This window comes from Streptomyces sp. Act143, from assembly GCF_003143935.1.
Lineage (GTDB): Bacteria > Actinomycetota > Actinomycetes > Streptomycetales > Streptomycetaceae > Streptomyces.
Genome location: NZ_QFRX01000001.1, coordinates 445,347 through 461,000, shown reverse-complemented (window position 1 = coordinate 461,000; position 15,654 = coordinate 445,347). Strand labels below are relative to the sequence as shown.

At 72.3% G+C, this 15,654-nt stretch carries 2 protein-coding genes; both read left to right on the top strand.

Annotated features, from left to right (window positions below; all coding sequences use genetic code 11):
* Positions 1 to 366 (top strand): hypothetical protein, encoded by a 366-nt coding sequence (locus DI272_RS02050; protein WP_109493408.1) that lies wholly within the window; start codon positions 1 to 3, stop codon positions 364 to 366.
* A gap of 53 nt (positions 367 to 419) precedes the next feature.
* Positions 420 to 15,506 carry a hypothetical protein gene (locus DI272_RS02045; protein ID WP_109493407.1) on the top strand — a complete coding sequence of 5,029 codons (15,087 nt, stop codon included), beginning with the start codon at positions 420 to 422 and terminating at the stop codon, positions 15,504 to 15,506.
* The last annotated feature ends 148 nt before the right edge of the window (positions 15,507 to 15,654 follow it).

The following is a 15,654-nucleotide window of genomic DNA, read 5'->3' as shown; positions in this document are numbered from 1 at the left end:
ATGAGCTCGGACAGGTACGAGGCGAACCCCGCCGGTCTGCGCGAGGGTGTCGAGCTGATCGGGGTGCTGCCCGACCTCGCGAAGAAGGCGGGCGACGACTTCATCGCCCACCAGGCAGAATTCCAGGGCGCGTTCGGCTACGACGACGAGTTCTACCAGCAGAACTTCCCCGGCTACACGGAGACCAACGAGACCCTGCTGTCCGTCTTCCGGGAGTACGGCAACGCCTTCGCGTATCTGGGCTCGGCGACGCTGGGAAACCTGCGGAACATCGAGGGCACCCGGCAGGACGCCCTGGACGGGATCAACCTGCAGAACAACCGGCTGGACTCCTTCGGGGACGGCTCCGGGTCCGGGAAGCACTGAGCGGGTTCACACGTATGGGCACTAGGGCGTGGTCCGTGGGCGGGAGGCGTTGAATGGAGGAGATCAATTTCCCGCCGGACGTCCGGAAGATGCTGTTCGTCCTGATCGGTGAGATGCCGCTGCAGGCCAGGGAGAATCTGCTGTGGGCAAGCCGGGAGCTGTACAGCTACTACGGCAAGAACCTGACCAAGCTCAGGGACACCGCACGGGAGACCATCCAGAAGTCGCGCGACTCCCTGCCGCCCGCCGTCGCGGAGCAGTACGTCCAGGGCCTGACCATGCTCGTCGGCGAGGGCCGGGGCAACGATCCCGTCCAGCGGGTGCTGGATCAGCTCACCGATCTCGAGAACCGGCAGATCGACCTTTCCCAGAACGTGCAGGGCGCCAAGTGGGAGATCATCGCCGAGATCATCATGCTGATCGCCGAACTGGCGATCCTGACGGCCCTGATGGCGTTCACGGGCGGCGCGTCCGTGTCGCAGATCTTCCTGGCCAGGGCCAGAAGCCGGTTCGCGGTCCTGATGATCATCGACCGGCTGCTGACGATGACCCACATCATGCCCACGCTCACCGAGGCGGTCACGGAGGCACTCCAGACCCTCGCGGTCCGGCTGGCGCAGATCGCCCTCAACAGCGGCGGCCGCAAGCCCGGCGGCATCGACTGGGGCGACGTCGGCAAGGCCGCTGCGTTCGGAGCGGTCGTCGGGCTGTTCGGCAGCGTCTTCGAATGGGTGGCGAAACCGTTCAAGCAGATATTCAAGGACTTCAACGCCGATGTGCTGATCAAGTTCGACTTCAACCCCAACCACCTGCCGTACAAGGTCCTCAAGAACGGCCCGCCCGAGGTCGTCGGCGCCTTCGTCATCGCCGGCGCGGCCGAAGGGCTCGGTGAGTACATCGTCACCGGCGCATTCGAGGGCAACTGGGACTTCAAGTGGGAGACCTTCGTCGGCAGCGGCTCCAGCGCCGTGTTCGAACTCGGTGCCTCGGTGGCGCTCGGGGGCGCCGGGCTGTGGGCGCACAACAAGTTCTTCACCGACCAGGACATCTTCACCGACACCAACGAGATGCCGGGGTCCGCGGAGGGAGCGGGGATCGGGCCAGAGCCGGTGAAGTCACCTGCCGCTCAGGGGAGTTCAGGCCTCCTCGGCGGGCCTGCCGTGACCCCGTTCACCTCGGCCCCCCTCCCCACACCGACGCCTGCGCCGTTGTCGACGGCGACCTCCTCGACGACCCCGGCGCCCGTCCCCGCACCGATATCCACGCCCACCTTCACCACGACCCCGACACCCTCACCGACAACACCCTCGGCGTCATCGCGTATCCCCGGAGCCTCGACCTTCACCTCGGACCACCCGGAGCGCAACCTCAACCCCACATCCACCGACGCCTCGCTGACGCCCTCCACCATCGAGTCCGTACTCAACCCCGACACGCTTCCCTCCACGACGGGCGAGTTCACCGACACACCCGGCCTCACGCCCCCGAAGCCCGTGGCCGCCCCCGGGACGACGGGCACGGACACCACGATCACGCGGGCCGGATCCGGGGACGCGAACCAATCGGAGCTGGACACCACGTCCACCGGCTCCGACGCGAGCGCGCCCGTGAACCCGCTGCCGACGTCGGCCGGTCCGTCCCACCCGGCGGACACCGGCACGGGCAGGGCGCCGACCACCCAGGGCACGACGTCGGTCCCGCGAACGCACGCGCCCCAGGAGCCGGAGCGGTACACGGACCTGCCGGACCACCAACCGGACCAGCTCGACCAGCCCGAAGAGGCGGAACAGGGCAGTTCCGAGCATCCGGCGGGCCGGCCGAGACAGGCGGCGACCACCGGCACCACCGACACCACCGACCGCGCGGAGCGTTCCACCACGGCCGGTGGCGAAGCGACCGTGGACGGCTCCCCGACAAGCACGGAGCTGCGCACACCGGCACCGGCCACGGCCACGGCCACCTCGGGGTCGGTGCCACCCGAGACACGTACCTCCTCAGGTGCTCCCCGGCCGCTCGGCGACAGCCACCCCAGCGGCTCGGACGACGTCACGTCACCGGCGCTCCCGGCTGACATCGCCGAGGCACGCGTGGACCACCTGCACGCGGCGCGTGCGGTCACCGAAGCCACCGGCAGAGCCGATGCCATCCGGCACCGTATGGAGACGGGCGTGGGCTCCAGCCGCGATTCCGCCGCCCTGACCGAGGCCACGTCCGGCGCCGATCAGGCCCAGGCCCGGCTGGCGCAAGCAGAAGACCGGCTGCGGCGGTTGGGCGTCGATCCGTACGCGCCGGAGCCGCCGAGTGACATGGTCCCGGTCGTGCGGCGCGACGACCTCCAGCGCCAGTGGATCGCCGAACGGGTGACGGCGGCCGATCTGCCCGCCGACCTCTTCGACCCCGCCGTCGACACAGATCCCGCGGACGCCGTCGACCGGGCGAGGACGCTGATGCTCCAGCCCGGTCCCTGGTCCGCCGCTCTCGACACCGCTGCCGCCAACGCCACCCGGCGCATCTGGCAGGAGGCCTATACCGACTTCGCCGACGCCGCCCCGGATGACGCCCAGGACACCACCGCCCAGGCCTGGAGCACCGCGATGGCCCTGGTGCTGCCGCTGGAACTGCATCCGGCGCGGGCCGACTCCCGGCATGCCGAGGACCCGTATCGAAGCGCCGTCCGGCAGGTCGCCGAGGTCCTGGTGTCGGGCGGCGGCCGGGACACGGCCACCGCCCTCGCCGACCGCCTCCGGCAGAACCTCGGCCTGCCCGCTCGTCTGCGCGGCGGGGCGGGCGACACCGCCCCCGCCCGGCCGACGGCTGTTCCCACCGCCGGAGCGTCCCCGTCCCGTACGAATCGGACCGCGCCCCCTTCGACGCGTCAGCGGCCACCCGAGTCCGACGAGGAGTCGCCGGACTCCGACAACGAGTCGTCGGAGTCCGAGGAAGAGTCTTCCGAATCCGAGGACGAGGTGGCCTACGCCTCCGGCACGGCAGCCGCCAACGCCCATGAGGAGGAGTCCGACTCCGACGAGGAGGTCTCCGACTCCGAGGACGACTCGGACGGTGACCCGCCCCCCGCCGAGCAGGCCGAGTCGGGCCCGGCCGAGTTCCGGCCCCGACGGGTGCGTCCCGACGACCTGGAGCGGCTGCGCTACCAGAGCGAGGCCGAGGAGTACGAGCTGCGGCTCGGCGACTACCTGTCGGAGCACCCGGAGGTCAGGGCGGAGGTCAAACGGTTCGTCGCGCTGCTGTGGGAGAAGACGCCGGAAGTCTTGCGGCCCATGCTGGGCTCACGCGACAACACCGTCCCCGGCTCGGTCGGCCGATCCGTGAGCGCCCTCCAGGACGTCGTGGAGAACGGCAACTTCCGTGAGCAGTCGGTGCTGTTGTGGAACGCGCTGCGCTACCACGTCTTCGACCAGTTGCACGGCACGCGCAAGAACTACCCGCCGCTGATCGCCGAGGAACGCCGCTGGCGCGGCAGCCCCACGGACCGGCCGCTGCCGTTGCGCGACGCGGACCACATGCGCCCGCCCCTGAGCAGGGCAGAGCGGGACTTCTCGTCGAACGGCGCGGACCTGGTGACCGGGGAGGGCCGCTCCGGTATCGCCCACAGGCCGCCCGCACCCACGTCCGCGGACGAGCGTCCGCTGACGGTGGCGGACTCCCCGCACTACGCCGCCCAGAGCACCGGCGCCCTCCTCATCACCGGCCTGTCCGGCACCGCCTACTTCTGGCTCAACGCGGTCGAGGCGGCCAACAAGCAGTGGGACGCGGGTCTCGACCTCGGGCTGATGCGCCTGGCGCTCGTCGGGACGCTGCTGGCCAACCGCCACCACTCCCTGCACGAGGTCCTGCGGGCCGCCGAGCTGTGGGCCACGGAGGAAGCCCACCCGGACCGGCACGGCCTCGACTTCGGCTACGACGACGACTGGGACCGCTACCACCGGCTGGCACCGATCAGCGAGCAGGAGCTGCGCGACCATGTCGCCGTCGGCGGCCGGTTCCCGAGCGAACGGGTCCGGGAGTTCTACGCGGGCGGCCCCTACGGCCGGCCGCCCCGGTCCGCCGTTCCGCGGCTGTCGGACCTGTTGCCGCAGGGCTCCTGGTGGCGACTGTTCATCGACCCGAACGTGCATGACGAGGTCTTCGCGCCACGGCCCGACGACATCGGCGGTCACCTGGACCGGACCAAGTACCCGGGCTACCGCCGGGGGATGACCGAGCTGTACGCCGAGGTCCTCGACGGCGGCAGCGGCGGGCGCGACTGGTCCCGTGTCGATGTCGCCGCCTACGAGGAGATGCACGACCTCGCCACTCGTCATCTGACGGACGGCGGACAGAACCGGACGACCACGTGGTCGGGCTCCGCGATGATCACCCATCGCGGCACGGGCGTGGAGCGCCTGGCGGCGGACATCAGCGGGGAAAGGGTGCTGGGACGGCCTCTGCTGGTCGATTTCAAGGATCAGCAGCCGGGCGGTCCGCGGCCGATGATGGTCTTCTGGATGGGCGGGCGGGTCTCCAGCAACTACACGGTCGAGGAAGCCCGGGACGCGGTGCAGGCCCTGCTGGACCGCTACTACGACGAAACGGCCGTCGCCGCCGGTCCGGACGACAAGCTGCGGGCGATCGCGCGGGTGACGCGTGCGCTGCAGGTCCTCCAGCCGTTCACGGACGCCAACAGCCGGGTCAACGTCCATACGCTGATGCAGAAGTTCCTGCTGGAACAGGGCTTCAGGCCGGCGGTGCTGATGAACTCGCATTCGCTCTTCCTCGGCGGCTTCTCGGTGCCGGAGATCGTCGCGCACCTCAAGGAGGGCATGGAGCGGTTCGACCAGCACCTGCGGTGGGCGCGATGGGACGGCTTCAACCAGTTCGGCGGCCCGCGGGACACCCGGAGGGTCGACCGCCTGGCGCAGGGCATGGGGCTGACCGAGGACACACCCGGCGAGCAGCGCCGCCGGGTGGTGGACACGGTCCGGACCGCCCGGGCCATGTTCGGTGACGCGATGCCCGACACCGACGAGGCCGGCGAGAGCAGATGGCTCGCGGGGTTTCACCGGCTCCGCCAGGCGGCCGGCGCACTCTTCCCCGAACTGCCCGGCCCCGACGCGATCTCCGAGTACGTCGTCCGGGTCCATGAACTCGGCCCCGAGGACGACCTGTTCGACGAACACGTCCTCGCCGCCGTCGAGGCCGCGGCGAGCCTGCCCGCCGACGGCCGCCCGCTGGACATGGACGTACTGCGGGACCATCTGCCGGAACTCCCCGACGAGCAGGCGCCGTCCGAGCCCGCTGGCCCGGAGCGACAGGTGACCGGCACGGAATCGTCGGACGAGGACGACACCACCACCTCGGACCCGGACCTCCCACCCGCTTCGCCCGACCCCACCGGTCAGGCCGCGTCCGTCGCGCCGTTGCCACTGCCACGGACGGTCTACGATCCGCACGCCGCCGACGGCGGCAGGGGCACCGCCGAGGCCCGGCCGCCGGCCCTTGAGGCGCCGTTGCTGCTGCCGTCGAGGGCCTTCGACCCGCACGCCGCGTCCGGGGGAGAGCCGCGTGGCCGTCTGCTGGGCGGATCGCGCGACAACGGAGCAGATCCGCTGGCGTCACGGTGGCCCGTCGGACGTCCGGTGACCCTGATGGCGCCCCGGCGCGCCCCGGCGGGGGACGGCGGTCCCGTCACCGTGCGCGTGGCGGACGTACCCCTACCTGAGGACAAGGGCAAGGGCAAGAACACACCGCACGACGACTGGTTCCCCGTCAGCCTCCGCATGCCGGCCGACGCCGCGTCCATCGCTTCCGGCTCGTCCGACTCCACGCCACCCGGGTACGAGATCAGCACCACGGGCCGGGTGCGGCTCCCCGACGGGGCGGAAGTGCCCTCGCAGGGGTGGGCCGGATTCGGCGACGACTTCGTCCATATGACGTCCGGTGCCTATCTGAGAGGGGACAGCGGCTGGATCGGGCGGGTCGAGAACATCGACACCCTGAGCCAGGTGCTTGCCGAACTCGACCCCGGTACGGCCCCTTACACCTTGGTGGCGGACCGGGCGAGGGGCGTGTTCATGGCCCCCGAGGGGGAGGGCTCCCAGGCCGTCCAGCTGCCGCTGGACCTGCCCGGAACTCCGACGGTGTCCGAGGAAGCGGAGAAGAGCGACGACACGACTCCCGCCCCGGCCCCCACGGCCACCTCGCCGGCCGTCCGGCACGCTCCCGTGCTGGACCCCGGCCTGCAGGCCCCGCCCGCCGGACGGCGCACCCCGGCGGCGCTCGAAGCCGGCCGCACGATGCCCGCGTACGTCGACGATCTCGAAGCGCTCCTTCCGCAGGACCTGACCGACGACGAGCGTCGTCAACTGCTCGACAACCCCAGCACCTTCGGGCAGAGCACCGTCGTCCTCCGCGGCATCGACCAAGCGGTGGCCAGCATCCGGCACGAGCTGGGGCGCCGGCCCGGTGTGCGGCCCCGCACTCCGGATCGGCTCACGGCTGACGTCACCCGGACGCTCACGGAGAAACCGAAGTCACTCACCGACCGCGGGCGTCCGTTCCCGTACCTCACCGAGGACGGCAAGCTGCGCGTGCTGCACATCAGGACGCGGCATCACGGCCACTGGACGCCGTACGACGACGGCATCGGCCACGCCTCGAAGATCGACAGCATGCACCGGGCCGCCGCCGTCTTCGGGTTCACCAAGAACATGCAGGCCAACTCCCAGTACGGCCTCGGCGGGCCGCTCGGACCCGTCGGCGCGGCGGCTTTCGGCGGCTACGGCCGGCTCGCCTTCCGGTTCGGTTTCATCGACAAGGTCGGCTACACGCTGACGGACCAGCGCCAGAACCAGATGGAGACCCGCACGCTCGACGACTCCCGAACCTATCTGGACGACCTCCACTACGAGGTGTGGGTCACCGACACCGCCGGACAGGCCGTCACGGACACGGACACGGACACTGACACGCAGACAAACACGGACGTCGACACGGCCTCCGGCGCGCGGCCGGGCAGCGTCACCGTCACTGTCACCGACGACGCTGCCGAGGTCTCCCAAGTGGTGCCCGTACGCTTCGAGTTCGGCGTCCGTAACGGGCTGCAGGTGCGCCTCCCCGACAGCGTGACCAAGGTGGCCGAGCCCGGCCGCATCCCGAGGTCCATCGACCTCGACCGCAACTCCCAGTACCGCTTCGTCCGGGTCGAGGGCTACGGGCCGGTCGCGGTGATCCGGGACTGGGCGGCCCAGCTCATCGGCGCCCTGCCGGGCAGCACCGCCTACGACGAACTGGACACCTTCTTCTCGGGCGACAGCTTCCAACGGCACAGCGCCACGATGGCGCGCGGCCGCATCACCACCCCGCCGCTCTTCGCCGACGACAGGAACAAGTCGCCTCTGGGCGTCTTCGTCGTCGAGGAGGTCATCCCCCGTGCCGCCGTCCTCTTCGGGGAGACCGACAAGGCCGAGATGCGGGACATCAACACCTCCACGGTCCGCAGCGAACGCAGCCGTGCCCAGGGCAGGAGCGCGCTGCTCCAGGCCGCTGCCGGGCCCGCCTTCAACTTCTTCGAACCGGGCCTGGCCCCGTTCGACCTGCGGCTGCAGTTCGGACCGAACGCCCAGTACTCCTTCGCGCGCAACCGGCAGGGGGGCCTCGGCGGCGCAGGGTCGCTGAAGTCGGCGGGACAGGTCAAGGGCCCCAGGACCGCCCTGTACGTGGTCGTGAAGTCGGTGCGGGTGCGCCGGGCCGGCGACAGCGGACCGCCCGCCCAGTTCCTGACCTGGAGCCTGGACCGGATGACCAGCTCCGAGGCGCGGCGGCTGGCCGGCTGGGACGACGGCACCTCGCTCGTCCTGCGGCACGGGGCCGTGCCGTTCGCCCCGGCCCATCTGACCGTGGACCGGCCGCGGACCCTGGGCATGCACCGCGTGAGGGAGTTCACCTTCGACGACGGTCTGCGCACCCGGGTACTGCCCGACACGGGGGACGGGGTGGGCCGCACGCTGCTCGACGCCTTCGCCGACAGCGTGGTGAACGCGATCGCCGCCCGGCGCCGGGGACTGGTCGTCCCCCTCGACCAGCTGAACCTGCCGAAGGGCTGGCGCGCCCGCTTCCACGACCTCATGCGGCGTGCCCCCGGCAGGCTCCTCGACGCGGCGAAGGGCCTGCCCGTGCCGGCTCAGTGGTCGGACCCCGCGAAGTACCACACGGCCCTCCAGAACACCCTTCAGATCCTCGGTGTGCTGTCCCAGCAGAACGTCACCGCCGGTTTGGAGGCGCTGACCACGGTGGGTCTGAGCATCCGGCTCACCGACCCCGGTTCCGTCGGACAGACCTACTACACCGTGCGGGTGCACGGCACGCTGACCGGACGCCGCTACGAGGGCAAGGACCTCAACGAGGGCATGCGCTTCAGCGCCCAGGGCGTGGAGCGGATGGACGGCCAGACCAGCGCCAGGCGCGGCGTCGACCTGGGGTTCGAGGGCACGCTGTCGGGGCGCGACAACGACGTCGACGACGCGGGGCTGCCGCGGAACACGCTCGGAGTGACGGCCGGCGCGCGCAAGGGATGGCAGCGGGAGGCGGAGACCGGCTTCGGCTCGACCGTCATCAACGAGCCCATGTCGGTGAGCAACCACCCCACCCACCTCTACCGCTACGACCTCGCACTCACCGCGACCCTGGGCGGGTACTGGCGGCCCCGGGGGCTGATCCGCGGCCTCGGCCTCGGGCTGCCGGGTCTGCTGGTGCTGGACGAACCCACCGACCTCCTGTTCGGCCGGACCGCACGGGGGGTGCTGCGGGGTGGCGGTCCGGTGACGGGGCACGTTGTCATCGGCATTCCCGTCCAGCACGCCCCCGCCGCCGACCCGCACGCGGACGGGGCGCTCAACCCCTTTCTCACCGACGAGCCCGACCCGGTGACGATGAGCGGCGACCGCGCCCTCGCCCTGGCCAAGGGTGACCTGGTGCTGCCCGACGACAGCGGCGCCGGGACGGGACGGCTCGCGGGGCGCGGCACGGACCAGTTCCGTGAGCTGCGCCAGCACCCGTTCGTGCTCGTGAACGTGGTGCTGTCACCGCAGTTGGTGGCGGAGGCCGACCGGGTCCTGCGCGGCGCATCCGGCAACGCCTGGCAGCTGGTCGAGGAAGGCGCCCCCACCCGGGAGGCGATCACCCGCGTCTTCACCCCCCAGTACCTGACAGCGCACTTCGACCAGAGCTCCGGCCCCCTGGGGCTCGCGGGCAGCGGGCTGCTCGGCAAGGGGCCCGCCGCCGCACTGTGGGGGACCTTCCGGTACGTGACCACGGTGTCGGGGCTGACCCCGCTCACCGGGTCGATGGCCATGGACACCGAGATGATCCTCGGCGGCACCCGCCAGGCCTCCGGCAAGGTCAGCAACACCACCACCTTCGTCTTCGGCGGCCAGTTGGGCTACAACGCCGCCCGCGCCCCCGGACACGGGCTCCTGAGCGTGTACGGGCTGGTCGCCAACCCCGTCTCGCTGTCGCGCGCCCGCAGCAGCAACGTCGTGCGCACGGTCGTCGCGGACATGAACCGCAAGGGGTACACCCACCAGGTGCTGGTCACCGGTGATGTGCAGCACTGGTTCGCGCTGACGACGAGCCGGCTGGGGACGGGCCGCCTCGGGCGGGCCGCGGCGGGCAGCTCCCTCGTCCCGTCGGCCCTGGCCGGAACGGCGGGGACGGAAGTGACGACCCCCGCCGGCCTGCTCGCACATCTGCCGGAGAAGAGCGCCTACCGGATGGGGCTGATCGACGACGGACTCGGCGAGGTCCCCCGCTACACCCGGCACCTCTGGTCGCCGCAACCCTGGCTGCTCGGCGCCCCGTTCGGAACGTACGCGGTGAACTCCCTGGACCCGACGGACGCGTTGCTCGCCTTCGAACGGCGGATCGAGGGTCTCGGGCTGGACGAGCCGAGCCGGGAGAAGATCCGGCAACTGGTGACGGCCCGCGCCACCCGCGCACTGAAGGGGGAGATGACGACCTCCGGCCCGTCGGCGCTGGTCGCGGTGAAGGGCTCCGGCTGGGGCAGCGTACGGATCGGCACCCGATGGGTACGGGTGCGGGTCGAACTCATCGCGGGAACACCGGAGTTCCACGGACTCGACCACAGCGTGGAGATGGAGGAGAACCGGCGGGCCATCGAGGCCGTCCAGACGAACTCGGAGGCGTCCTCCGGCGCTGACCTCGCCCTCCAGACCAGCCAGTTGGCGCACACCGGCAACGCGTCCGTCGCGGGCGCCGGACCGACGTACACCGAAGGCGGCTCCCACAAGCAGAGCGTGTCGTCGAGCCACACGACCACCACCGTCACGATCTACCGGGCGGCCTCCACCGAACCCCACGCGGAGATCGTCACGCCGTACGCGATGCGCATCACCTTGGAGGCGGACGACACCCCCCACCCGGGCCACCCCTCCGGCCGGACGGCGCAGGAAGCGACGACCACGGCCCTGGACCGCTTCCTCGGCAGACGCAGGATCGTGGAGGAACACGGCGTAGGGAGCCTGCGCGAACACGTGCCGCTGAGCCTCATGGAACCGGCACCGCCGGAGCGGACCACGCCCGGTGCCGTTACGCCCGGCCCCCGCAAGGCGCTCCCCGCCCCGGACCCCAGGACCGACCCCGCCCTGACCAGGGCACCCCGGCCGACGCCGGTTCCCCCGGCGCGGCGGGAACCGACCGTCGTGTACGGCGACGGTGTCCGTCGGCCGTTCGCCTTCCCCGAGAACGGCTTCCACCCGCGGGCCGTCATCGGGACGGAGAACATCCGCGCCGCGAACGACCTGCTCCTGACCAGGTCCTACGACGCGGGCTTCGCTCTCACCGCCCTGGAGACCCCCGACGGCCCCGACGCCGCGACCCTGACCGCGCTGCTGCGCAGGACCCGGACGACGGGCCTGACCCGGCTCGGTACCGGCTCGGCGCAGGCGCTGGAGGACGGCACCAGCCACATGGCGGTCACCTCCTTCTACCCGCGCACCCTGGAGCCCGCGGGCTACCAGATCGCGGGGCTGACGGAGAAGTCCTTCCTGGGCACCGACCAAGGCGAGCTGTCCCTGCACTCCACACCGGACTTCAGCCGCGCCCTGCTGCTGACCGTCGCCGACGGCAAGAAGCTTGAGGTGCTCCGGCGTCACGGCGAGAACGCGGTCACCTCCTCGGCCGGGGAGCACACGCAGGGCGGCAGCTTCGGCGGCGGATTCCTGTACGACTCGCCGAACGGGGTCGGCCTCAACCAGATCGGGCTCTTCGGCCCCGGCCCCAACGCCCTCGACGGCGACGGGATGCCGGTCGGGGACGATCACTTGACGTCCAGGAACCTCAAGCCGAAGACCGGGCGGACCTTCCTGTTCGCCATCCCCACCGTCTTCGTCGGCGTCGGCGACGTCCACCGCACGTTCAAGGACTCCAAGGCGGTGAGCCACCTGCGCGGGACCTTCGGCCACGTCCGCCCGGGCCCGCAGGCCATGGCGACCGAGGCGTACGTCGTCGCCTGGGTGCGGGAGGACGTCGCCCGCGAGCTGATGCTGATCACCGAGGAGAACTTCCCCGCGTCCGTCGGCACGTCCTGGGACGCGGTGGGCAAGGCGAGCAAGGGGTGGGTCGACGCCGACCAGGCCTACTGGAAGAAGCGGCGGAGCGCGATCCACCTGCGCGACGCGGTACGTACGGCTGAGACCGCGGCGATCGAGGCGAACAACCGCCTCAACCCGCTGCTGGACGCCGCGGAAGCGGCCGACACGGCGTTGGAGCGGGCCGAGGGCGACGCGGCGACCGCCCACGAGGCCGCACGCGACCTCGACAACGCGGCGGACGCGCTCGACACGGCCGAGAACCGCCTGAAGGCCGTGCGGGAGACCGCGGCGGCCGACCGTGCCACGGCGGCGGCGCTCGTGGCCGCGGCGCAGGAGACGCTGGACATGCTGCCCGGCTGGGCCGAACTGCCGGGCAACGAACTGGACCCCGACCACCTGGAGCGGGCCACCGCCGACCTCGCCGTCGCGCGGCGGCGAGCGGACGAACTGCGGACGGCGGCGGACCGCGCTGTCGGGGCCGCCCGACGCGAACGCGACGAGGCCGCCGGCCGGCTGGCCGCGCTGGAACAGGCGGCGGACGGCGGGAACACGCCGCCGGCCCCGCCGGCCGACGCCGCCCGTGCCCGGCGGACCGCTGCCTCCCTGCGCGCTGCCGCCGACCGCCGGGTCAGCGCCGCGCGCACCCGGCAGACCGCGGCGGCGCAGCGGCTCGCCCAGCCCGCACGGGCCGAGGCCGCGGCGACCGCACGCCTTGAGGCGGCCCGTGCTGCCTTCGAGGCCCGACGCCAGGAGCTGGACCGGCTGCGGACGGCCGCGGACAGCGCCGCGGCCGAATACCACCGGGTGCGGGCCGAGACCGACCAGCTCACCCGCTGGCACCGGCTGGCGGCCACCGCGGAGGGCAGACGGCAACTGGACGGTCTTGAGGAACCCCCCGAGGTGACCTACCAGGCGCCGCCCAAGCCGACCGCGCCCACGCCCCCCGAGCGGCCCCGCTACACCAGGACCGTCACCGAGGAGCACACCGTGCTGACCGCACCCGGCGGCCGGCAGAGCCATGTGCTCGACGAGGTGGAGCGCGACGGCGACGCCTTCTTCCACGCGCTCCTGCGCGGCCTGGACGGGGCGGACCCCGAACTGCTCGCCGCAGTGGGCATCGACTCCGCGAGCCCCGACGCCGTCCCGCAGCTGCGCCGCAGGCTGGCCGCCCGGCTGACCGACCCGGCCGACGTGGATCTGCTGGCTTTCGTGACACCCGACGACACCGACTCCTTCACCGCGCAGGAGGTGGGCGACGCGGGCCTGGATCTGGGCACGGACACCCCGGCCCGCCGCGAGTTCGACGCCCTCGGCGTCATCCCGCACGCCGCCGACCTGAGCCCCGAGGCCCGGGCCGGGCTCGCGGTCGCCCAGCTCCTGCGGCGCGGCGACGCCGAGTCGGAGCGTGGCTGGAACCACTCCGCCGCTGACCTGCTGCCGATGCTCGCGGCGCGGACCTTCGGTGTGCGGCTCACCGTGGTCAGGGCCGACGGGACCTTCGACGACTTCGACCCGGCAAGCGCCACGGCAGGACACGGACTCGAGGGACTGGTCGACGACGCCGGCATCGCTCGCCCGCATGTGGTCCTCAGCCTCACCGACCGCCACTATCAGCCGACCCGGCCCCTGGGACGGCAGGTACCGGCCGGGGGCGGGGATACGCCGGAGGGGGAGGAGACTCCGCAGCCGCCACCCGGGAATGCCGGGACCGCGGCACAGACCGCGCCGCCCCACGGTTCCGCATCCGTCCCCCCGCCGGTGCCGCCCGCCCCGCCCGTGCGGTCCGGACGCCCCGTCGATGCCGACGGCCGGTCCTTCACCGTGCGCCCGGTACCCGGTGACGGGGACTGTCTGTTCCACGCGGTGCTGGACAGCATGGCGGCCCAGCACCCCGCACGGCAGGCGCCCGGCGCGGCCGCGGACCTGCCACGGGTGCGGGGCGACCTCGCCCACTGGTACACGAACTCCGCCGAAGCCGCTGCCTTCCGCGCCCTGCACGACGCGCAGGATCCCGTGGAGACGCTGGTCGCGGATCTCCTCCCCGGTCCGACCGCGCTGCAGAACCTGCTGGGACGCGACGGGCCGCCCGACCTCACCGACGAGCAACGCGACCGGATCACCGGGCAGTTGACGCACGACCGGCGCCGGGCGGACCTGCGGGCCCTGGCGGCCGACGAGCGGGAACGCGAACTGCTCTCCGGATTCCCGGCGGCAGCCGTCACGGCCCTCCTGCCCGCTGCCACGGCCGACCCGTGGCAGGCGGATCCGGCCCGGGCCCGGAGGCTGACCCAGCAGGCCCAGGCCGGCACCCTGCGCGCGGAGGTGCTGAGCCTGCTGCGCGCTCCCGCGGGCGACGCACGGGCGGACGCGGTGTGGCGGCGGATCCGCTCCTCCCTGCCCGCGGAGGCCCAGGCCCACATCCCGGCAGACCGCCGTACGTTCGTGGCCACCGGCTACCGCGCGCTGGTCGCCCGCTCCCTGGCGTCCCCGGCGCTGTGGCACACCCCGTTCTACGACGACGCGCCCGCGCTGCTGGCCCGCCGGCTGGGCGTGCGGCTCGTCCTCGTGCAGCCGGCCGCCGACGGGGACCACACCGTCGTGCCGCTCTCCCCGGACGCCACCGGCCCGGTCGTGTACGTCCACTACAACGGCCGTGACCACTATGAGGCGCTGATCCCCGCGCCACCCGCCGGCACCGGCGCCGCCCCGCACCCGGCACGGCACGACCGGCTCACCCCGCAGTCCCCCCTCTCCACGCAGGACAGGGAGACCCGCGACCGGCTCGCCCGCCTGCTGCGGAGGCACGGCGCGGACGAGGCCGACGCACACCGGCTGACAGCCGGACTGTCGGCCGCGACCCTGGCGCGACTGCGGGCAGCGGCCACGGTGGTCGGCGACGGCGAGACCCGGACCGCCGTCCCGCCCGCCCCCGTCCGGAGCGAGGGCGGCGTGCTCACCCTCGGCGGGACGCCGCTGCACCTGCACGAAGTACCGGGAAACGGCGACAGGTTCGCCGAAGCGCTGGTCCACGCTCTGCGGGCCGACCCCGCGCGCCTGGCGCAAGGCGACGCCGCACCGGTCGCCGCCCACGAGGTTCCGGACGGACCTGGCGAACTGCATCGCTGGGTCGAGCAGCGGCTCGCCGCCCCTGACGCGGCGGACAAGGCGCCGCTGATCGCCGGTCCCGACTGGCTCGGTGGCCGCCAGGAACTGTCCACCGCCGACCTCATGAAGGCCGGCGTGGCGCTCAATGCGGAGCAGCGCGTCTTCGTCGAACTCGGCGGGACCAGCCTGCCCGCGGCGGAGGTCGAGCTGTCGCTGCCCCAGCGCTACCGGTTGCTGCGGCAGAGCCCGGACGACGGCACCGTCACGGACATCGTCGCCGAACTGGTGTCCAGAGAAATCGGATTGGACATCGTGATCATCGAACCGGACGGTGCGATACGGCAGTTCGGACCTGGTGGGAGACCTGCTATCGTCCTGGCCCGGACAGACGGTGTCTATCGTGCGGCGCTGCCATCAACTCCCTTGTGAGGATGCGGCGCTGATGTTCCGTCGGGTACGGAATTGTCCGTTCGGAACCGGCAGTTCATGTCCCGCACACCGTCAAGCAACCATGGCGGGCGGTCCGGTTGGGGAATCACCCGCAGACTGCTCGATCGAAGCTAATGTGTTCGAAGAG

Excerpts from the sequence above, each read along its gene's own strand:
- DI272_RS02050 (WP_109493408.1), top strand. The coding sequence starts at position 1 with ATGAGCTCGGACAGGTACGAGGCGAACCCCGCCGGTCTGCGCGAGGGT.
- DI272_RS02045 (WP_109493407.1), top strand. The coding sequence starts at position 420 with ATGGAGGAGATCAATTTCCCGCCGGACGTCCGGAAGATGCTGTTCGTC.